The organism is Paraburkholderia sp. C35, from assembly GCF_003121405.1.
Lineage (GTDB): Bacteria > Pseudomonadota > Gammaproteobacteria > Burkholderiales > Burkholderiaceae > Paraburkholderia.
In genome coordinates this window covers 39,123-60,257 of sequence record NZ_QBUY01000009.1, presented here as the reverse complement: position 1 = coordinate 60,257, position 21,135 = coordinate 39,123, and the positions used below count along the sequence as shown (strand labels likewise).

Sequence of the window (21,135 nt, the reverse complement as noted above, 5' to 3'; positions counted from 1 at the left end):
ATCACGACCGCGTTGCGCTAAACACCGTACTAGAAGCAAGTATCGCCATGACTTCGCTTCTGCACTTTGACGAGCGTCACTGGCGCCTCTTCGTGTAGTTTGACAATGCCCCCGCCTGAAAGGTTACGCTGGACGTGCGACTTGGCATGGTTGTACTGCATATATGCGCTTCGGGAAGCATTGCGTCATCGACAAGCGATGGATAAATTGCCAGAGAGTTCAGCAAAGTTATTGCGATAGATCGGGGCGGCTCATAGCGACGATGGCAATCGCCGCTACCGTTTTCATCGCGTGAGCTGAACCCCGATACACGATGGGCGCGGCCCTTTGTTAAAAAGGCTTGTATGGAAGAAATTTTCCGTCGAGCGTGATCACTGCGCGGCTACCACCTTCCGGATCGCCCACTTTTTCGACATCAAGTTTGAAGTTGATGGCGCTGATGATGCCGTCACCAAATTGCTCGTGCACCAATGCCTTCAGCGTCGACCCGTAAACCTGGACCATTTCATAGAAGCGGTAAATGGTTGGGTCCGTCGGCACGTTTCCGGGGATACTTCCACGCACCGGGATTGTCTGCAGCGTCGCGACTGCGTCTTCATCGAGTTCCAATCGGCTACCGACAATCCTGGCAGCATCCAACGGTAGTGGATGCTGCCCAAGGAGCGCAGCGGTAACGTACACAGTGCTCAGACCTGTGCCTTCAGCCAGCGCTTCGAAGGACAAACCTTTGCGGGCTTTCGCATCAATGATACGGTCGGTCAACGAGACACGCACATCGTTGGATACTTGAGACTGCAACATGGTAACTCCTTTGAAGTGTTAAGTCACTCTGTCAGAAACCTGAGAAAGTCCGGTCGGCGGTGCCGCGCCAGAGCATTGTTAATCAATCAAAAATATAAATGTTCGACGCTGGGGAAACGTCGAACACCTCAGACCTTCGACTTAGGCAAACTCGTGAAGCAAGCTCCAGTTACGCCTTCAAATCGCCGATGGTCTCCCGGGTTGTACGTAGCGCGTGGGCTAGGAATCGATAGTTGATAAGCGCAGCGAGGTAACCGTCGCCTTCAGGGACGCGCGGACCTGCAGTCGCGTCGCGGACGACGAGTACTTCAAAGCCTTGCTCGATGAGCTCGCGCAGGTGCGACTCGATGCACAGATTTGCCGCCATCCCGGCAAGAATGACCTGTGATACACCACGCTTACGCAACTGCAGAATCAGGTCGTTCGTTTCAGGTCCGTAGACTTTGTGTGGCGAAGCAATGATGGTCTTGCCATCGAGGATGTAGCCTTTGTACTCTTCAAGAAAGTCAGCCCCAGAACCTTCGAATCCCTCCAGACTGGTCGGCCCCCTGCGGTCAAACATGTTGATGCTATGCATCGCCTTCTCCAACGGTCCACCGAACTGCCAATGATGGTCAGCCGGATAGTAGTAGTGCGGCGACACTGCGACAGTGAGCGACAGTTCCTTCGCGACCTTGAACAGCTCCCCGATGTTCGCGATGGTGTTGTTCTCGGTGACACATTCGCCGACTAGCGGCCAGGCGACGCCTTTGGGGCTCAGAAAATCATTTTGCGGGTCGATGACGACCAGCGCTGCCTTCGTTCGGTCGAGTTTGAATCCCGTTGTGGGAAGTGCCGGATTCGCGGGATCAGCATAGCCGGCACTGCTGTTCGCCGGAGAAACGTTGTCGGTACTCATAGCGTCCTCAATTTCAAAATTGACTACATGGAAATGCCCCTCGAAGAATGAGAGGATGGATTTAATACATGACCGGTCATTTTATTAAAACATGAAAAAAATTAGGTCAGAAGCCTCGGCAAGACAGCTCTTTCGAAACGTTCAAGCGCTGCGCCATTTTGCTCAACCTTCGCGCGCATGACCGCCCCTTCGTACGCTTCAACGATAATGGTTGCAAGTACACCTGGGTCAGATTTTTCCGACAACTCTCGACGCTCCTGCGCCTCACGGAGTGTTTCAGCCAGTGCGCTCTCCCACCGTGCCAACAATCCCGACAATTTCCGACGGGTCTCTGCGCTGTTATTGGAAAGTTCAAGCGACAGGTTGCCGATTAGGCATCCGAGCGCAAAATTATGCTGCGCATGATCGGTGGAAATAGCATGGAAGAAGGTAACGATGCGCTTCAACGGCTTCACGCGCGCGTCATACAGAATGGGGCCATGCCTGTCTTCGATCGACTGCCAGTATTCCTCCAGGATTTCCCCGGCGAACGCTTCCTTGCTGTCAAAGTAGTTATAAAACGACCCCTTCGGAACCCCGGCAGCATCAGTGATGTCCTGCACACCAGATCCATTGAAGCCAAGGTCAAGGACCACGTCTCGGCCTAAGGAAAGCAGGCGCGAACGAACTTCTGGATTCGGGGGTCTCGGCATCGGATAGGACAAGCATCGTTGAAAGAATGATAACAAGATAACTGGTCATCTTTCTTGTGTCAACGGCTACGGCGGTATATCGGCAACCAATGCGCCGCAGAACAATCCCCGATTCACGCGAACCCGCGGCGTCGGGGCTCTTCGGCGACGCAGCTAAAGTGTCCGGCATGTCGCCTACATCGGTTGAGGCTGACGGGCGGAACGATTCATGCCGGACGAGTTCCCAGCACTGAACGGTCCCTCGTACGTCATGGAAACGGGCCGCTTGGCTGCGCCAGTCAAGTTGGACTCTGCACGAGCCGAGAGGCTCGTCCGGCTCACAAGTAGCCGGTTTTAAACAGCAGCTCAGGAAAATTGGTGTGTCAGATGCTTGTTTGCCGCGTCGATTGATGACTCCGTCTGGGTCAAGTCCGGGTCGCGCGGCAACGAACGAGTGTGCTGGTGGAGTGTCGACACGGGATCAAGGATGCTTGATGCCCGAAAAAGGCAAATCCAATCAGGGGAATCCAGTTCCGCCGGATCGGATTCCAACAGCCAGTTCGTGCCGCAAAAACGACAACGAAATTGCTGAAGCAATACGGGCTGGCGTCTCATCGGGCGCAAGCTGATTGGACCTCGCACAATCAGCAAACCGCCATGTGGTTCGACGAAATCAGCCAGATGCATTCTTTCGCACGCGTCACAAGACATGGCAGTCGAGAGTTGAGCTGAAAGAGTGACTCACTATATCAACGTCAGACGCACGTGAATGAGGTGAGCCCGGCAAAAGAAAAAGCCCGCGCCGTCGCGGGCCCAATCCACATCATGGGGACATGGAGGAGACTAACCCCAGTATAAATCCTGAACTACGCTATTCAAGGCTTTTTTGCGCTGCACGACCCAGCGCGAAAAACCTCAAAGTCCAGGATTACGATGAGGGGCCGCAAAATATTGTGTGCAGTAGCACAGGTCGTTCTGGAAGGTGTCGTGACGATCAGCGCCAGAGCCCTCCCATTGATTGCCCAGCACACAGCTTGCATGTCGTGCCAACTGGCCCGTTAAATCGCGAGCGACTGAAGAAGTGGCATCTCAACGAGTGTAATTTCAAGATCTTCTCTCTGGAGACCGTAGTGTTCGAAACTTTCGTCTTTCAACTCAGCAATGAGTCCATTGTGGTAGGACGCCATCCAAAGATACTTCGCGGCAACAGATGAGAGTTCCGTCGCGCCTCCTGCGTTCTGAAGGATGATTTCTTTGTGTCTTCGAAGGAAGACTGGAATGTTGTCAGGGTCGTCAATCTCGCCAAGGAAAGACCGGAGATAGTCGATGTAGTGGATCCCGTCGCTGTCTCTTCTGATGTTCTTTTTGATGTACGAAAACTCCTGCTTGGGTGTGTGCTGCGCCGATGCCAGGCGCCGGTCCTTCCGCACCTGGTCAATCAGAATAGGATCAACGACAATCCGAGGATAGTTTGCATAGATCGATTCCAGTTCGTAAGCCCTGACGAACCCCGGTCCAAAAAGAATCTGATTGTCGAAATGAATTTGTCCGATTGACACCCCACCCCGAACACAGACGCCGTGGTTGATGAGCTCTCCTTGCATATGAACCAGGTCGAGCATCTCGTAAAACATGAGCCCATATTGCATCTCCTTGTTCGCGACCGAGTCAAGTGGACGTATACGGATGATCGAATCGGAAAACTGGATAATTTTCGGCTCAAAACCTTCCCCGTCCTCGGCTTCATTTAGGCCCGACAGCCGCCGAACCGTGCCCAACTTTGTAGCCACCTGCTCGTACGTGTTCGAACGGATCAGATTCTTGAACCCCAGGATATCCACAAAAGTGATAACTGCTTCTCTGTACACACAACCTCCTGATAAAGCCTATTGACTGCAATACTGGTACGCGAGACGTAGCTCGCATATCACAAAAACTGAGGGAGATAACCGTTATTGAACGGCGGTCGCCAATCGCAAGGCGTGGCTACCAGTCGTCGTCGCTCTTCTGAGTATCAGCGATACCATTATCCAAGTAACTCGACACTGCGCCGGAACCGCATCGTACAAGGACGGTCTGCGCCTCCACGCACATCAAGTGTTTGCACATTTTGCGCAGACACTTTTCGTGACTCGAAAGTCACATGGCGGGAAGATCAATCGGGCGCATATTCGATCCCTCGTAACCTGCAGGCAGCAACACAAACAGGTAGCTTGCGTATATTATTCTGAAAAGCGAAATCCGCTAAAAAAATCAAACGCAATAAACCGGGGTTGAGACCATGAGTATCGTAGAAGGATTTGAGCGCAAAGCTCTGTTTAACATTACGCGCGTCGTTGCACTTGTCTGTGTCACAGTATTTCTGGTGGGTATCGCGGTGGGGGTGCTCTACGGCGTATCCGTCTGGCAGGAAACCGTCAACACCAAGGTGACGCCGCAGGAAATCGTAGACCCTCTGAAGCCGGTGAAGGCGGCGCCAACTGAGCCCAGCCAGCCTCAAGGCACACAACCTCCGACAGACAGCGGACCTGCAGAAAGTCCGCTCGCAGGTTTCAAGATTCCATTCTCCCTGCAAAAGTACGCTTCGGGCGACAACGCGCAGATCATCCGCAACCACTTGAATGACGTCCCTGAAGCCGATCGTCAACAATACCTCGACGAGCTCGGCGCGGTGGTAGCTGCGGCCGAGTCGAGCAAGGTTGATCCGATCGAGGCCATCAATGCGTATATGCGCACGAAGAGCGAGCGTTATACGGCTGCAGCAGCGAAGACGGCAGAAAAATGGGTAACGCTCAAGCTGGTCGCAGAGGTCACGGCAGGCGGATTGTTTCTTGTCGCGCTATTTAGCCTCGTTCTGGTTTTGCTGGCTATTGAGCGAAACACGCGCCACATGCGTAGAACTGGGACACAAACAGTCTCCTCGGCAAGCGAACAGGCGATTCAGGCATGATTACCTCGGCTCGTACATGGCGCTACGGGACGAGCGCCCTGTTGGTAGGAGCAGCGTTCGCACTCGCTGCTTGCGGGAAAAACACCGGCTCGGTCAGCGAATCATCGTCGGCCAAGCAATTTCCCGGATTCCAGCAAGTTGGACAGTCCGGGGATGCCGCGCAACTCTGGTTCAATCCTGCCAGCATCTCCCGCAGTGGTAGCGGCTATATCGTTGAAACACTCAAATCCTTCCCGCAAGGCTACGCCCGCTTCAGCGTGGTGACCAATTGCCGTGATTCTATTCTCAGGCAGGCGGGAACACAGTATCGGGCCGACGGTACGGCACAGCAGACATATCCAGGCAACGATGCCGCGGTAACCGCAAAATCCGAACCGGGAATGACCGAACTCATGAGCGCGGCCTGTTCGATTGCGATGGCGTCTCGAGCAATCGCCGGCGAATTCAACATCCCCGCCGCACTCGAACTCCTGTACGGTCCGTACGACGACAATTCGAAGACCGCATCCTGGCAGGATGCCGTTATACCGCCTAACCTGCCGTGGCGTGACAACCTGCAGGCTGCGCCTGGAAAAGCCCTGCTTGTCTCCGGTGTTGCTACGTTTGACTTCTCTGAAGACAGCAAACAGAAGAAAGTGCTCGTCACAAGCGCAGTGCCTGATGGCGGTGGCTGTCACGCATGCACCGGGCTGCTGGGTGTCGCGGTCTTCATCAAGGATGGCGACAAATGGAAAGTTGACTCCAATCACCCGTACGTAGCGTCGATGGGCGCGTCAGGTTCCGTTGGCAGCGGTTTTGAATGGGTACCTTCTGGCGACAACAGCTACGCCCTGGTGGTGAACGGTGGCGACAGTCATCAAGGCTACCAGACTGCGACGACTACAGTCTTCGTGCGAGCGAAAGACGGCACGCTTACGCAAGTCGTCGACGATGGCGATACAGGAGTGTCCGACACGGAACTGCTCTCGGCACAAACGAGCTTCGTAAAAGGCAAGAATGCTGCCCACTACGATGTCAAGGTCTCGCTGACTTATCAGATTCCAAATCAGGCCACGTATGTCGCCGACCACGTCTACCAATACGTCAACGGCAACTATGTCGCAGTGAAAAAAGACGGCCCACCAAAATACGTGCAGTCCACGGAGGGCGCTCCAGCCGATTCTTCTCAAAACACCAACGTCGGCGAACCGGCGATGTCCGGCTCCGCCGGGACGCTTCAACCGCCGGCAACGTATGCGACGAGCTTTGACTGCGCGAAAGCCCGCTCCGACGCTGAGCATCTGATATGCGGTGACCCCGAACTGGCAAATGCTGACATCCAGCTCGCCGCCATCTTCCTGCGAGCAAAAGCTGCTGTCACGGATCAAAGTGCGTTTCGAGAGCGAGTTCGTCAGCAATGGAACTATCGTGAGCAAAACTGCCACGACAAGGAGTGTCTCATGCGCTGGTACGTCGACCAGAAAGTCGCCTTGTCCCAGATCGCGCAAACGGGCCGCGTGACCACAAACTAAATGCAATAAGCTATAACGCGTCGGGCCTACGATGTCATCGTTGGTCTGGCGCGTCCCTTAGTCCAATGAGCTAGTGTCAGCGGCACAACAAGACTGCAGCGCGATAACACCGGCATAAACAGCATAAAACACAAACATCGTGAGACTACCTCAGTCCCGCGAATCAATGTCCGCCGAATGATCACGCACACTTTTCGTGCTTAAGTTATTCTTCAAGATGCCGATATAAGGCCATGCCGATAGGTCGAGGAACATCCAAAAGCATGCTTCGAAAGTTGATTATCTCCATCGCTACGCTTATCGCAGCTGGTTCTGCATCCGCATCCGACTGGCGTCAGGTGTATATCGGCGAGGACCGTACCGTCTACGTTGACGTAGCTTCTTACGCGCTGGTAGGGGAAATGACTCGCGCGTGGGTTCGGCAAGACCTGACGCGCGAGCAAATAGCGGTCAGTGGTCAAACTTACGATGCGTTGGAAAGTCGGGTGGACATCGACTGCGCGCATCGGAGAGTATCGACCTCCGCTCTCATCGGTACTTACCACAGCCAAAGGTCAATTACGTTGGAGGCGGCGGGTCCGGAAGACATCGCTCCAGATTCGTACATGTCCAAGGTCGCAGAAATGGTTTGCGCGAAACCGAGCGGAACAGATGTCGCAAAAACCGGGTCTTGATCCCCTGCAACACGCTATTGCCGAAAAAGATCGAGAGCTCGCACTTTACCCTCACGAATCCGCCCCTCGGCCAACTACCGTTAGATCCCGGCCCTTACTGCGTAGCCTTTCAAATCCACATTCTCGCCGCTAAAGGACGTCGAGGCTCAGATGGAAACTCCTGACTTGCACCGCCGTTAGAAAGTCAGCCTACATACCCCCTCGTAGTCGCCACGGAAGAACAGAGCTCATCCGTGGGATTTCTCCCTGGGTCTCTTTCGACACTCTAAACCTCATGCCTCGCAAGCCGTTATTACTGTCGAGTCTCAGTGATCTATAGAGGCTCGTCTCCATCGAACACATAACCAACAAACCGAGATGAACTATCCGAGGAAATTTGCCTTTCTGCTCCCGCTAGCATTACTGGCAGCATGCTCCGTGGTAGCAACGCCGTACTCTCCTTCCGTCAGTAACATCCAGACCCTAAAAGCGGCTTCGCCCGCAGCCACGCATGTTAGCTCGTTCAGTGACAAGGAAAGCGACGCCAACCGATACCCTGTAGCCGTGCGTGCCAATCGGATGAAATCTCCAGTCGGAGGTTCATTCGCCGCATACATCTCGAATGCACTCACGCAAGACCTGACCTACGCAGGTGCGGTCTCGCCTTCGGCAACAGTGCAGCTTGACGGCGTTCTCCTCGAAAACAACGTCGATGTAGGGATCGGAACTGGCGTGGCAACGATCTCTGCGCGTTTCATTGTTAAACGGGACAACGCGGTTCGCTACGACGCAGTCAAGACTGTTCGTGGCGAGTGGGACTCATCTTTCGCGGCCGCAATAGCAGTTCCGAGAGCCACACAGCAGTACCCTCTTGTAGTACAGAAGCTTCTCGCCGAACTCTACGCAGACCCAGCGTTCGTGAGCGCCATTCACTAATACAACGTCGCACAACACCGGGGAACATATATGAAGGTTTCTACTTTTTTGCGCACCGCTTGCGTGGCCGGGCTTGTCTCCTTTTTGGCCGGATGCGCACACGACATCACAATTTCCGGTGACAACTCTGCGCTGGTCGCAAAAACTGCCAGCCCGATCAGCAAGACAGTCGGTCTGGTCATCACCGACGAGGAACGTCAAAAGGAAGTCATTACACCGGGCGGCGGTGGAGACAAGGTGTCGTACAAGCCGTATCAGGACCTCGAGCTGCCGATCTATCTTGAACTGAGCAACCTTTTCACGGACGTCGTAAAGCTGAACTCGAAGCCCGATGCGAGTGTTACCCAAGCAAAGAAACTGAGCTATATCGTCACGCCTGTCATTACCACGACCTCGTCGTCGCCAAGTCTGCTAACGTGGCCGCCGACCGACTTTTCGGTGACGCTGGAATGTACCGTAACTGACCTGAGCGGCAATCTCGTAGTGAAAAAATCCGTCACCGGTTCCGGCCATGCCGAGTTCAGCGAGTTCAAGCGGAACTTCGGATTAGCGGCTCAGCGCGCAACCGTCGACGCCATGCAGAAACTACAGGCTTCAATGCAGGACTCACCAGAACTTCGTCAATAGCAGAAACTCAACGAGCCACCGGGTCTGGTTGCTTCCGCACACCAGTACCCCGCAGGCTTAAAGTAGGCGAAAACGCCGCCTTGGCATGTTCGAGACAGGCGTGCCACTTGCGCCTGAACTCTGCCGCTAGAATTACCGAGGTGCAAAGCGGCGAACTCTGGGAGAGACGTCGGTGCGAAAGCTTTCACCCTGCTGCAGATTGGCTACGGTGTTACTCGCAGTGGCCAACATCGCGAACGCGCAAGATGCGACAACCGTATTTTCAATAACCAACGGTATCAATCGATTACGCTTGCACGGTAGCGAGGCAATGATAGTCCGTGCGTCGCGTGAGAACTTCAACGCGCATGGCTTCGACGTTGTTTCTATCTTCGTTCGGAACGATATCGGGCCAGGATCTGGGACATGGAGTATTGTCCCTATGTTCCATTCTGATGCCGGCGTCGATCATGAGGATTTGCATCTACTTGTTGGCGGTGGGGCGGACTGCCAACTGCATGACTTCCGTCTCCTGACCTCCAGCAACGCAAACTCTGCGCAATTGATCCTCGCGGACAGGGAGCCTGGGACTAGCTACGCAGATGCGGCCAACGTCCATTTCAACTACTACGTTCTTTCCGAAAATAGTGCTGAATCGCCAGGCCATCCGATGTTGTACTTCAACTGGTACAAATCGCAGTCCGCTCGCGCACAGTATTGCGATGTCAATCGCGCCTTTGATCAGGAATTGCACCTCGGCACGACGTCCAGCAATCCGTAGCCAATCACTGCACCGCCCTCAGCTAGGAAATGAATGCGGTTCTCGGAACTGCCCGGAGTGTTTCCGCGCTCCCGGGTGGTTTCCGAGTCAACTTCGATTGCGCGGAAAACCGCATGGTTTAATCTAAAGAAATGCATCACCCACTCGCTTCCGTGAGCACTCGACAGAACGAAAGCCGCGAGACAACAAAAAACCTTGTTTTGCGGGTCGCCACGCTTGCGTAGCGATTCAACCATTGTTACGCTTGGGCTCAGCTTAAGACGGCGCAGTAACGCTCGGCGTCGTGTGCCGTCTTAAGCGGTTCTCCAATCCTGGACACGAGAGGAAGTCGATGGCAACGAAGACCGCAAAAGCTGCAACAACGAAACCCGCACCGAAGAAGGCGTCTGCCAAGAAGGCAGCACCTTCCACTGCAACTCTGAAGCCGCAAAAAGAGCAATTCACCAAGGCGTCGCTTGCCAGCCATGTCGCCACGCAAGCCGGTGTCGAGCCGAAGGAAGCGAAAGCCGTTCTCGCAGCACTGGAGGAGACCATTCTTGGCTCCGTGCACAAGAAAGGCGCTGGTGAGTTCACGCTGTCCGGCCTGCTCAAGATTGGGGTCCAGCAGGTTCCCGCAAAGAAAAAGCGATTCGGCAAGGATCCGTTCACCGGCGAGGAGCGCTGGTTCGACCCCAAGCCGGCAACCGTACGCCTGAAAATTCGCGCGTTGAAGAAATTGAAGGACGCGGCTGCCTAAGCGGCAGTAGCGAGAAACTTCGAAGCCCGCTTTTCAAGCGGGCTTTTTTGATGGGAGTGAATGACTGTCAGTTGTCCGAGATGGAGCTTGTTGCCACCATGCATTCAGTCCTTCAAAGCTCCGAATCCCAAATCGCATATCTCCAGCAATCGATGAGGGAGATCAGGAAAACCTACCAAACGGGCTGTCGACGCGCTCGAACTCGCCTTGTGATCCACGTGGCTCTTGTCGTCAGTCAGAAGACCAGCCGTAGCACCTGCGCAGATATCGAACGGAGACAGCCGCATTAGCTTCGAGCAAATGCGCACTAGACAATAGCAACCAGCTCAGCGATTTTCGCGGCGACGACCGCCATTGAATCCTCGATCGTGTCCAATCCGCTTCTGGATGCCAGTAGGGGGCTGACATTCCGAAGAGCTTCATACGTCGTGTTGTGCACGATGGGGACAAGCTGGTTTCCTGCGAGAAGTGCCGAAAGTTCCTTATCTGCTACGCCCTCCTTCGGAAGACGAGCCAGCAGCGCAGGAGTCACCAGCACAAGTCCGATTCGCGAATTCGCAAGCCCCTTGTCGATGGCACGCATCATGGGCACGCCGAGGCCAAGGTCCTTCTCGCTAAACCACACCTTAACGCCAGCCGCCACAAGCAGATCGTGCAGCTCTTTGGCTGCCCCCTGCCGGTCGTCCCACGCGTGACACAGAAAGACATCGCGAAGGTCAGGCTTCTCCGCTGCTCGCGCTTCAACAGTTTGGCGGATTGGCGTAAGTGAAATCACTTGATTGGGCGTGTACGACAAGGACGAACCCGCTCTTGACCATCTCGGCCTTGCACCGCCCATAGACCTGCCGCCGCTGCTGCCGTAACTACTTCCCCCACCGCTCGAAGACGAATAGGCCGAGCCGTAACCTCCGTAACCGCTATAGCTACGCCCACTACGGTAACGACATGCAGGGCAAGCAGCCTCGGCCGCAGCCGAACTATGCCCACGTACTGGTGCTGTGCATTGAGCCATACTCAACCTTATCTTCTTCCACTCAAAATGAACGACGGCACGCGTAAAGCGAACCGCCAACGAGTCATCACGGAAACTAACTGCATGCCCAGTGTTGCGGCTGCGAACCAGTTACCAGCGTACACGTTTCCTTTCTCTACACGTCGAGAATAAAAAGGCCTGCGACAGTGCGCAGGCCCGGGCAGCGGGGTCGCTTATTCGACTCTCTCGCAGCGTTCGCATCACCCCGACTTGTTTTCACTTTTAACACCAGGTTAGCCGGCGTGATCCCTCGGAACACAAACATGCTACAAAACTGAATCAATTACTGCAATATAGGGAATCACGCTATCAAGTCTGCTCCAGATGGGCCGTAAACCGTGAGCGCCAAATCCCACGGCGCAGGTGCGGTCGGCTCGCCTTCGGCTTTCAGGCGAAGACGCCTCTGAAACGATCGTTTGAAACGTATTCGATAAGACCGTAACGTTGGACGTGAATTGAAAGCGCGCATGACGCCGCCAGCAACTCCGCCCGAGCCCAAATCGTGTCGAACTGCAAATTTGTCGATGCCACGGCGTCGCTCTCGGAAGAAAAGCGAATCCGGGGCAGGAGGAAGGTGCACAAACCGTCGGATCTTCCAGTATTCAGGCCCATTTAGGCGATAATGGAAAACTTGTGATGGATACCACTTTCCCGAATATCAAGAGCACTGTATCGGTTTTGATAGCGTCAGACAGACGTTCGATGCGTCGACAACTGAATGAAGCAAAGGACAAGCTCAATATCGCGATGCGTTGCGGTGGGTCGCAGGCGCGGCTTTGAGCTCGAGTTCACCAGTGCGCCTTTCATTGACAAATGTCAATGACGGTTCGGTTCCAACACCAGCTGGCTGCCGAACCCTGTGAAACGCTCGCTTCCATTCACGCTTGTGAGACAACACGCGCGTCTTCGGTTTTAGTCAGACCTGTTTCTGCGTGCACGGCCTCACGAGCCGGCGACACCTCGGCCGACGTAGTACTCAATACACCCTCCCATTTAGCGACAACTGCTGACGCAATCGCATTGCCCAAGACGTTCGTTGCTGTACGACCCATGTCGAGAAAATGGTCGACCCCCATGATTAGTAACAGCCCAGCCTCGGGAATATTAAACTGCCCGAGCGTCGCGGCAATCACCACTAACGACGCGCGTGGAACAGCGGCCATTCCTTTGCTCGTCAGCATCAGGATAGCGAGCATCGACAACTGTTGAATGAACGTCAAATGAACGCCGTAGGCTTGCGCGATGAACAGCGTCGCGAATGTGCAATACATCATCGTACCGTCCAGATTGAACGAATAGCCGATCGGCAAAACGAAACTGGCGATACGCCTGGGCACTCCAAAACGCTCAAGCTGCTCCAGCATTTTCGGATATACCGATTCACTGCTTGCCGTGCTGAAGCCGATCAACATAGGCGCTCGCATGAGCCGGACCAGCGTGAATACGGGTCGGCCAAGGAGCACTCCGCCGATGGCAAACAGAAGCAACCAGAGCACTATGAGGCTGCCATAAAATTCACCCATGAAGCGGCCGTAGGTGATGAGCACCGATACTCCACGTGTCGTCACCACATTCGCAATCGCTCCGAACACGGCAAATGGTGCCAGCGCCATCACGTAGCCTGTCACGTTCAACATTACCTGCGCGATTTGCTCGAGGAACGATACAACGAGATTCGATTTTTCTCCGAGAGTCGTGAGCCCAACACTGAAGAATGCCGCAAACACAACAATCTGGAGGATCTCGTTGTTCGCCATGGCCTCTACGATACTGCGCGGCACGAGATGCACGACGAACTCCTTGAGCGACAATGCGGTGGTGCTCAGCCCTGAGGAAGCATTGGCGGGCGGCAGCACAAGTTCCAAAGCGCGGCCCGGCTGAAGCCAGTTAGCGAGCAACGCTCCGAGCACAAGCGATACGAACGAGGCGACGAGAAACCAGCCTAATGTCCGCATGCCGATCCGGCCTACGGTACCGACGTCGCCGATTTTGGTCACGCCGACCACCAGCGTACAGAAGACAAGCGGCGCGATGATCATCTTGATCATTCGTAAAAACAGATCAGCAAGCAGCGAGAAATAGCCACTGACCTGTGTTGCAGAGTCTGCCGACAGCATTCCATGACAAACGACACCTGTGACGATGCCGAGCGACATTGCAACGAGAATCCGTGTGGTAAGGGTGAATTTCATGCGTGACTCCGGCATTCAGGAAAGGAGGCGTGTGTACGCAAGATGTGCGACCGCAGCATCCTGCAACGCGACCCCAACAGCCTTATAGATAACAATGTCTTCTGCCCGCGCAGCGCGTGTTTCGCCGGCTGCGATAACGCTCGACAGGTCGACGGGAGGCATGCTCTCTAGGAGCCCCTCTGGCGCAAGTACAAGGTCACCTGTCTCAAACGGCGCCTGTCCCGTCCAGTCCACGACGATTCGGGATGCGGACCGCAGCGATGTGTCATCAAGTTCCCTCTGGTCCGGGCGCGTCGCGCCAATGCTGGCGACAAAGGCGCCTGGGCGAAGCCATTCGCCGCGCAGAACCGGCTCCGACGATCGGGTTGCTAGCACCACCATGTCGGCGGAAGCAGCAGCTTGCGCATCCACTAGACGAGCATCCACCGCAAACTCTTGCTTGAGGCGGGCGGCCAGGTGGCGCGCGGAGTTCTCGTCACGACTGTGAATCAGTACTTCGCGCACGTCGCATTGCTCAACGAAGGCATCAACATGTGCGCGCGCCTGAATCCCGCTACCAAACAGGCCAAGACTGCTGCTTGTGGTACGGGCAAGATACTGTGCCGCAAGAACAGTCGTGGCTGCCGTTCGTGTAGCCGTAATGGCGTCTCCTTCCATCAGCGCCTTAAGCGCGCCGTCTTCTAGCGAGAGCAACGCGATATAAAAGCGGAATTGACCATCGATGGTCGTATAAATCTTCGAAGCCGCAATCCCCGCGCGCCCCAACATTGCGCTCATCGCGCTGAATTTCACATCTGCGATTCCGGTGCGTGCCCTCGGTTGCATCGCCGCCGTGCCACGTGCGAAGTCGAGATACGCCTCACGAATCGCGCTGGACGCCGTTCGTACATCGAGTTGTGCTGCAATCTGTTCGTTCGTAAAGAATTTCATGACAGTCGCTCCAGCGCTGTACGTTCAACCGCGCCGCCAATCCAGCAACCCGAGTCACTATCATCGGGATTGCGCAACTCCACTCGAATAAGTGAAGGTTTATTCATGGCATATCCCTGATGCACGTTCATCCCATGCACGCCGGGTTCGAGGAGCCCGTGATGCAATACGCCGTATAGCAGCGCTGCAGCAGCAATGCCCGTAGCAGCATCCTCGGGATACCCAGATGAACGTGGGAACTGCCTTGCGTGGACCTGGAACGGACGTGCGCTTTGCACGGCGAACGGGTACAACCCCGTCGATTGCAGTGCGTCGCACAAGGAACGTACTTCCTCGAAGTTTGGTGAAAGCGCATGCAGCCGCTGAATCGATCTAAGCGGTATCAGCGTCTTTGTGCGGCTAGTCGCGGAATTGAGGACCGGGAGCGAATCCAGATCGACGGGATCAATGCGCAACACCTTGCAGATAGAAGCCAGCAGCCTTTCGTCGTCAACCGGCTGGACGACGCCCTTCGGCTGGCTAACCTCAATGATTTGCGTACGTTCGTTGAAGCGGGCCTCAACGATGCCGCTCAACGTTTCGAGCGTTGCTACGTTCGAATTCCAATGTCCAAGTGAGCGAAGTAGCCATAGGGTACCTACCGTCGCATGCCCACACATTTCCATTTCATGCTGAGGCACGAAGAATCGCAGACGAAACGAGTGACGCCGGTCGCGAGGCGCGCAGACGAATGCACTTTCGTGTCCATATCGTGCCGCCACAGCCATCATTTCATCTGATGTCATCCTGTCTGCGTTGAGCACAATGGGTGCTGGGTTGCCACCACCTTTGCCGTTAGGAAAAACGCACACGAAGTGGGGGTGAGTATCTACGGAAGCCCCCGTATCCAAAACCGTTTGCAACTGCATGAATCTGACTCCACTTGTATAAAGTGTTTGCAGCATGCAGACGATCGGAGATTGTTTCGCCTTCTATCGGGCCACGAAACCCCACAATCGGGCCAATTCGCTGCCTTCGGCTTCCAGCAAGGCGCGTGGCTCCCTGGCGTTTTCCCTGGCACCGACGCCACACAGGCCGCGCAGCGCGATTCCCGAAGCGCTATACTGAACCTCCACGCGTTGGGAGGGCTCCCCGCTCCGTTGATAGGCGATCAAGGATGTACCCGTGAGGCACTACCCTACAGCACCGACCCACCTTACAGGCAATCGCGTTGCAGATGTGCGCCATGTTTCAGTCGGCGAATATCGAACCGAAGCTCACGTGCATGACGAGTACATGTTCCTGCTGCCCCGCACAGGACAGTTGGTCGTGAACATCGAATCGAACGTTTCGCCGTTGCGGGTCGCTCCCATGTCGTTCGTCATGGTGCCCCCGCAATGCATGCACGATACCCACGGCTACAAGAGCGAGCAGGAGCATTTCGCGGTCTACATTGCCAAGGACTTCGTCACGCATTGCGAACGTAAAGCCGGCCAGCGTCTGGCGCGGGCGAAAATCGCGATTCAAACTGTTCCGCAACCGCTGCTGCAGGTGATACGTCTCGCCGCTGACACTCGTTATCGAAACAATAACGAACTGGGGCTCTATCGCAAGGAATTGACGGACCAGATGGTGGCCGCCTCATGTATCGAAGCCGGCCTCGCTTCAGCGGCGCTGCCTGCGGGAGGGATCGACGCACGCCGCGAGTTGGTCAGCGATATTTGTAGCTATCTCGATGCGACGCTCGACCAACCGATTAGCCTGGATCGAGTCGCAAATGAATTTGGCACATCCCGTCGTACGCTCACGCGTACGTTTCGAGATGTGACAGGAGAAACGATCGTCGACTATCAATCTCGACAGCGTGTTCGTCGAGCCGCCCTGCTGCTGCAAACCAGGCAAGTTACAGTTGTCGCAGCGGCAGCGGCCGTCGGCATCGATTCCCCGTCTTATCTGGCACAGCTATTCAGAAAGTACGGGGAACCGCTGCCGAGATCTTTCAAGAAAATTTAAAGATATAGTACACGGACAAAACGTGCGCCCTACAGGAGACGACCGCGGATATAAGTTTCCGCCTCCACACGGATCTTCGAAATGATTCCGTCCAGCTTTTCCGACAGTCTGTCCTTATGCATATCCGTAGCCACAAACATATAGGCTATGTTTAACCCGGGTATGAGACTTACGAGGGTCAAGGTGGCATACTCAGCGGTGTCCCAGACAATTTTATCTTTGGCATTTTGAGCCTTCATCACGGGCACATTTTCACGATGAATCACACCAATGGTCTCATCAAACGCCTCTTGAAAGGATTCGAGGTCAGATATCGCTTTGTTTAGCCAAGTGTTCATCTGTGAGAAAAGTGACTCCAACCTGGCCTGAGCAAAAGGACCAACCTTTGACATTGTCACAGCAGTCGGCGTGAAGAACCCCGCTTCTCTGTCGTATCGATCCAACGTAGCCGCCTTCCATGACGCGCAGTGTCTGTTGTACGTTTCCGGATACAGCACAGCGAGCTTATATTTCAGCTTTTTGGCTAGGTTCTTGGTTAGCGCGTCTGTCAGTTCCTCCTTTCCGCGAGCATTCGTGGTTTCGCCGTTGCGCAAAACGACATTACGACTTTCGACCTCGACAATACCGCCATTGTCAGGACAGTCCTCGCGAATGGTTCTCTGCAACGCAGCAAGTTCTGTCTGGCTTGCACGGCCTGCCTTTGTGAGCGCGAATACCACCGTATGCCCCGCCCTCTGCAGCTGTCGCGCCACTTCAGTCTCGAAAGGTTCCAGCCGCGCTCCGGAAGCGCCCACACAATAGATCACAGCATGAAACCAATCTTCGACACTTGGTGATAATTCACGCTTCTTCATTTCTGGCATGAGCGTCCTAAGCCATTCTTCGGCCTTGTCTGCCTCCATGCCCCAACTGTCAAAGACGGTCAGACTATGTCCATTGAGCGAAACTGGCGGGGATTCATACAACCCTACGCTGTCCTTCGTTTCCTTTGGGGTTACCGGCTTGCCAATGCCCGCTTCGGCAATTTTTTCACCCCACAGATAATTGAGGAGCGTGGATTTTCCCGCGCCAGACTTGCCAAGTATCAAGACATTAACGTTCATAGCTCACGCGTGCTCTTCTTCTTGCTTTTTGAACATGTTAATGAGGTCTGGCAACATGGCAAGATAAGCGGAGAGGTCTTGTTGCTTGCCGGCGAGTTCGTCTCTCGCCATCTTTGCAAACAGTTCGTTGATCCCGTAGCCGATACCCGCCGTCATTGCTGAGGCAACACCCGCGTTGATGAGTGCACCCGCTACAGAACCTACACCAGGAATCATCTTGATCAGATTTCCAGCTGCGGATTTTCCAACCGTTGAGACGATCTGCCCGGGAAGTACGCTGCTGATGGCTGATGTTATGGATGGCAAATTCCAGAGACTGGCCAAACGCCCCATCAAGGTCGCCTGATTTCCTAACAGCAAAGGCGCATCGCTCCAGGGAATGGGGGACGCTGCAATTCCGGCGGCAATGCCGATGTGCTGTAGCGTTATGTTACGCCCCTCTTCCAACTTCGTTTCAATGGATACGTTCGAGGAAGAAATAAAAGCGGTACGCAAGGATTCGTCGAGGCACGCCATTGCCCATTTCAGCAACGGATCCACGCCAAGCCCGAGTGATGGGTTTTGCGAAGTCTCGAAAACACGCACGCCGTCCGGACATTCCTTCTCCAACAGAGCCTTCAGCTTCTCGAAACCGCCCTGTTCACCTTTGTCGGCTTGCGTCAACACCACCGCCAACGGTACATCGACCTTTCGGATGCCATTGATGGTCTGAATATCGATGTCGAGGACACGATCGTTACCCTGACTGATGCAATACCACGCCATGTGGATTCTGTTCTCGGTGCTATTCTTGTTCCTGAAAATCAGATCAAGCACCGTCTCCTTGTATTTCTTCTGGCTCGATTCCCCAGATTCATAGCCAGGGCTGTCGTACACCGTGATGAGTTCACCTTGGTATTTTTCGACTACTTGCGTAACCGGGCGACCAGCGTTCACGGCGGCACGAAGTTTCTCATCCGCCAACGTCAAGTTGATGAGTGTACTTTTCCCCGCTCCCGTACCCCCACACACAAGAATGTTAGGTCGCTTGAGTTCCCTGCGAATTTTTTCGTATTCTTCTTTTGCCTTGCCGGCGAAATCGAAGTTGCCGTGTCCCTGACTATTCATGTTCTTCCCTTTGTTGAGAGTGTCGTTATGACCATGGAATGCTGCCCCCGCAGCCGCTTCCTGGTTACTGACCGCTTGACATTTATCTGGTCACTACGGCCTCGCTTCATCATCCTTTCCAGCTTACAAAATCGCCCGCAACGACCACGGTAAATCCACAACTCTTCACGAATCGCCACAATACTCGTTACTGACGGTTTTTAGTGGCGAGCCAAGCTCCCCTCAACCGGGCGGAAACCAGCTCTATCAAACTCGGGCGCGCTCGGATCAACTCACCCGCTCCACAGCGTGGGCAACGGGACCGGATATCCGCGTTCGGGATCAGAACATCGGTACGCGGAGCAAATATATGTTCCCATTCACATTTACTGCATTTCAACTTAAAAGAGGCTGGGCGTATGGGCATATCGCTTCGGGCTATGTGGTTGTCGTCGGCGGGCTTGACAAAGCCCGCCACTCACGAGGGGTTAACTACCCTGGCTGCACATCAGAGCCGACCGAATCGACATAGGCTCCAACTACGGCTGTCCCCACCACTGCGACCACGAACACGATCGCAAATGCGGCCAAATGTTGCAGAGGGGAGGAATTACAATTCGTGCACATGGTTTCTCCTGTAGAGGGTGCAATAGAGCGGCATCAACATGCAGCCCTCTCAAGATATCTTGCCCGTCGGTCAAACTATGTCCGATCTCCTTTGAACGGCATCGGTCAAAGACTCCTGCTTTCGTAGATCGCAGCCATTGCCCGTATCTCCGTCGCCAGTTCCGAGCGCAGGCTTTCTGGGCCCAGCACCTCGACGCTCGGCCCAAACGCTCTCAACCACCACCGCAGTCGCTGGCTCAAAAGCACCGTTCCATGCACTTCAAGCGCGTCACCAACCTTTCTCGCCTCCTGATCATCAGACATCGGCGATTCAAGCAGATGGTTCCCGGCTCCATTGCTGAAGCGCAGAGATAGTTCAATCTCACCTTCGACCATGAAATCAAACTGACGCTGCTCACGCACGTACTCTGATAGCCTGAACCCGCGAGGATAAGCGAACGATTCGGGCAACATAGTCGCGCGCGCGACACGGTCTAGCCGGTACATCGCCGGATCGCGATGGCGTGGCACCGCGGCCACGAGATAGACCAATCCGCCAACTTCCACAAGTCCGAGCGGATGGATAACCTTTGCTTCAATGTTGTCGGCCTTCGTGCGCGAGTGATATATAACTTCGAGTTTCTGCTCGTCAAACAGCGCCTGCGAGACCGTTGTGAAGATCTCGTGATTGACCTCTGGATATCGCAGCACAAAGCTACCGGTCTCGACTTCAATCTTGTCAATCCACTTACGGTAGCGCCGCTCCTGCTCGTTGTTAACTTTTGCCAGACGTTTGCCAGCCACATCGAACAATGGCGCGAGGGTCTCGGCCACTAGCGTCGGAATCCGCCACGTCGAAAAGCGACGCAACGTCTGCAAAGCCAGCGCCTCGTCGTACGTCATCGTGCCAGCCGCCTTCGCGGCAAGGCCACTCGCGCCCGGTACCTTACACCAATATTTCGCCCTCCCGCGTTGCTCCATCATGACGAGCGAACCTTTCAGCATCTCTTCGAGCCGTCGCTGCACGGTTTTCACAACCGGAGGGTCGAGCAGCGTAGCGCTGAGCTTGCCATGTACGGCGGGAGTGGAAATTGGTTCCTCGCCCCTACCGGCATCGGGCAAGACTTGCATGATTTCTCGATCCAACATGTCAACGAAGGCGATTAAATGATGACTTTTCAATACATTCTTAACGACATGTTGCCGAAGTTCTTTAGCCTTAAACCCCCGCGCCCTCGTTTTTTGTTGCATTGCGTATAGTTGACGGGCAGAAGGCATTCCTCGTAACCTGGCTTGATTGCCGCGCCGGGACTCAATTGGGAGATCAGGTCTTGACGCGGCAATGTTGCTAACTCGAAGGACGGCGTTGGTTGGACGCCTTGCGGTCTCGCGCGGGTAGACGGGCTGAAGCGGGTAGGCCACGGAGGTTGGACTTGAATCGACGCGAGCGGGCGCCCGCCGGCAACGATTTTCCGGATTCGGCCGAGCGCTAACCATCATTTGCAGCCGTAGCTCTACCGTTCTGACGCCCCCTCCTCCAACAAATTGCTGAACCAGCACTGGCGACGAGCGACGCTCCTTTCTTGTCATTCGACTACCCGCCCGCGGCCGTCTGCACAGTCCGTCTAACTGGTTGAACGCGAATCCCAA

At 54.9% G+C, this 21,135-nt stretch carries 19 protein-coding genes; 8 read left to right on the top strand and 11 right to left on the bottom strand.

What is annotated here, in order from left to right:
- Positions 1–330 precede the first annotated feature (330 nt).
- The 4 genes from cynS to DK391_RS08430 form a co-directional block, all read right to left on the bottom strand.
- A complete protein-coding gene (gene cynS / locus DK391_RS08445) occupies positions 331–801 on the bottom strand; it encodes a cyanase (RefSeq protein WP_109477552.1) in 471 nt (156 codons plus the stop codon).
- 169 nt (positions 802–970) lie between these two features.
- Entirely contained in the window at positions 971–1,699 is a 729-nt protein-coding gene (locus tag DK391_RS08440) for a cysteine hydrolase (RefSeq protein WP_109477551.1), read from the bottom strand.
- 101 nt (positions 1,700–1,800) lie between these two features.
- Positions 1,801–2,391: a TetR/AcrR family transcriptional regulator gene (locus DK391_RS08435; protein WP_109477550.1), complete on the bottom strand. Its 591-nt coding sequence runs from the start codon at positions 2,389–2,391 to the stop codon at positions 1,801–1,803.
- A 1,037-nt stretch (positions 2,392–3,428) separates the two neighbouring features.
- Positions 3,429–4,238 carry a hypothetical protein gene (locus DK391_RS08430; protein ID WP_109477549.1) on the bottom strand — a complete coding sequence of 270 codons (810 nt, stop codon included), beginning with the start codon at positions 4,236–4,238 and terminating at the stop codon, positions 3,429–3,431.
- Positions 4,239–4,651: 413 nt separating this feature from the next.
- Between DK391_RS08430 and DK391_RS08425 the strand changes: the two genes are divergently transcribed.
- From DK391_RS08425 to DK391_RS08395, 6 genes are all read left to right on the top strand, one after another.
- Complete coding sequence (locus DK391_RS08425) at positions 4,652–5,320, top strand: hypothetical protein (protein ID WP_109477548.1); 669 nt, start codon at positions 4,652–4,654, stop codon at positions 5,318–5,320.
- A complete protein-coding gene (locus tag DK391_RS45245; RefSeq protein WP_239482760.1) occupies positions 5,317–6,831 on the top strand; it encodes a hypothetical protein in 1,515 nt (504 codons plus the stop codon). The genes DK391_RS08425 and DK391_RS45245 overlap by 4 nt, the downstream gene beginning before the upstream one ends.
- Before the next feature lie 263 nt (positions 6,832–7,094).
- A complete protein-coding gene (locus DK391_RS08415; RefSeq protein WP_109477547.1) occupies positions 7,095–7,505 on the top strand; it encodes a surface-adhesin E family protein in 411 nt (136 codons plus the stop codon).
- 945 nt (positions 7,506–8,450) lie between these two features.
- Complete coding sequence (locus tag DK391_RS08405; protein WP_204117313.1) at positions 8,451–9,047, top strand: hypothetical protein; 597 nt, start codon at positions 8,451–8,453, stop codon at positions 9,045–9,047.
- Between the two features lie 220 nt (positions 9,048–9,267).
- Positions 9,268–9,807 carry a hypothetical protein gene (locus DK391_RS44200; RefSeq protein WP_162600739.1) on the top strand — a complete coding sequence of 180 codons (540 nt, stop codon included), beginning with the start codon at positions 9,268–9,270 and terminating at the stop codon, positions 9,805–9,807.
- Between the two features lie 331 nt (positions 9,808–10,138).
- Positions 10,139–10,543, top strand: a complete 405-nt coding sequence (locus DK391_RS08395; RefSeq protein WP_109477544.1) for an HU family DNA-binding protein — start codon at positions 10,139–10,141, stop codon at positions 10,541–10,543.
- 307 nt (positions 10,544–10,850) lie between these two features.
- Here DK391_RS08395 and DK391_RS08390 read toward each other — a convergent pair whose 3' ends face one another.
- Positions 10,851–11,339, bottom strand: coding sequence for a toll/interleukin-1 receptor domain-containing protein (locus DK391_RS08390; RefSeq protein WP_239482759.1), 489 nt, complete (start codon positions 11,337–11,339; stop codon positions 10,851–10,853).
- A gap of 873 nt (positions 11,340–12,212) precedes the next feature.
- Between DK391_RS08390 and DK391_RS44195 the strand changes: the two genes are divergently transcribed.
- Positions 12,213–12,356, top strand: coding sequence for a hypothetical protein (locus DK391_RS44195; protein ID WP_162600738.1), 144 nt, complete (start codon positions 12,213–12,215; stop codon positions 12,354–12,356).
- A 98-nt stretch (positions 12,357–12,454) separates the two neighbouring features.
- Here DK391_RS44195 and DK391_RS08385 read toward each other — a convergent pair whose 3' ends face one another.
- Genes DK391_RS08385 through DK391_RS08375 form a run of 3 tightly spaced genes read right to left on the bottom strand, consistent with a single transcriptional unit; the run spans position 12,455 to position 15,606 of the window.
- Positions 12,455–13,768: a dicarboxylate/amino acid:cation symporter gene (locus DK391_RS08385; RefSeq protein ID WP_109477542.1), complete on the bottom strand. Its 1,314-nt coding sequence runs from the start codon at positions 13,766–13,768 to the stop codon at positions 12,455–12,457.
- Between the two features lie 15 nt (positions 13,769–13,783).
- Complete coding sequence (locus tag DK391_RS08380) at positions 13,784–14,698, bottom strand: NAD(P)-binding domain-containing protein (RefSeq protein ID WP_109477541.1); 915 nt, start codon at positions 14,696–14,698, stop codon at positions 13,784–13,786.
- Positions 14,695–15,606, bottom strand: coding sequence for a PhzF family phenazine biosynthesis protein (locus tag DK391_RS08375; protein WP_109477540.1), 912 nt, complete (start codon positions 15,604–15,606; stop codon positions 14,695–14,697). Before DK391_RS08375 ends, DK391_RS08380 begins: the two co-directional genes overlap by 4 nt.
- A 256-nt stretch (positions 15,607–15,862) precedes the next feature.
- On the opposite strand from DK391_RS08375, the gene DK391_RS08370 reads away from it, so the two are divergent.
- Entirely contained in the window at positions 15,863–16,690 is an 828-nt protein-coding gene (locus DK391_RS08370) for an AraC family transcriptional regulator (protein WP_109477539.1), read from the top strand.
- 29 nt (positions 16,691–16,719) lie between these two features.
- Here the strand turns inward: DK391_RS08370 and DK391_RS08365 are convergent, their stop codons facing one another.
- From DK391_RS08365 to DK391_RS08355, 3 genes are all read right to left on the bottom strand, one after another.
- Positions 16,720–17,793 carry a GTPase gene (locus DK391_RS08365; RefSeq protein ID WP_109477538.1) on the bottom strand — a complete coding sequence of 358 codons (1,074 nt, stop codon included), beginning with the start codon at positions 17,791–17,793 and terminating at the stop codon, positions 16,720–16,722.
- A gap of 3 nt (positions 17,794–17,796) precedes the next feature.
- A complete protein-coding gene (locus tag DK391_RS08360; protein ID WP_109477537.1) occupies positions 17,797–18,900 on the bottom strand; it encodes a GTPase in 1,104 nt (367 codons plus the stop codon).
- Positions 18,901–19,611: 711 nt separating this feature from the next.
- Positions 19,612–20,616 (bottom strand): WYL domain-containing protein, encoded by a 1,005-nt coding sequence (locus tag DK391_RS08355; RefSeq protein ID WP_239482758.1) that lies wholly within the window; start codon positions 20,614–20,616, stop codon positions 19,612–19,614.
- Between the last annotated feature and the right edge of the window lie 519 nt (positions 20,617–21,135).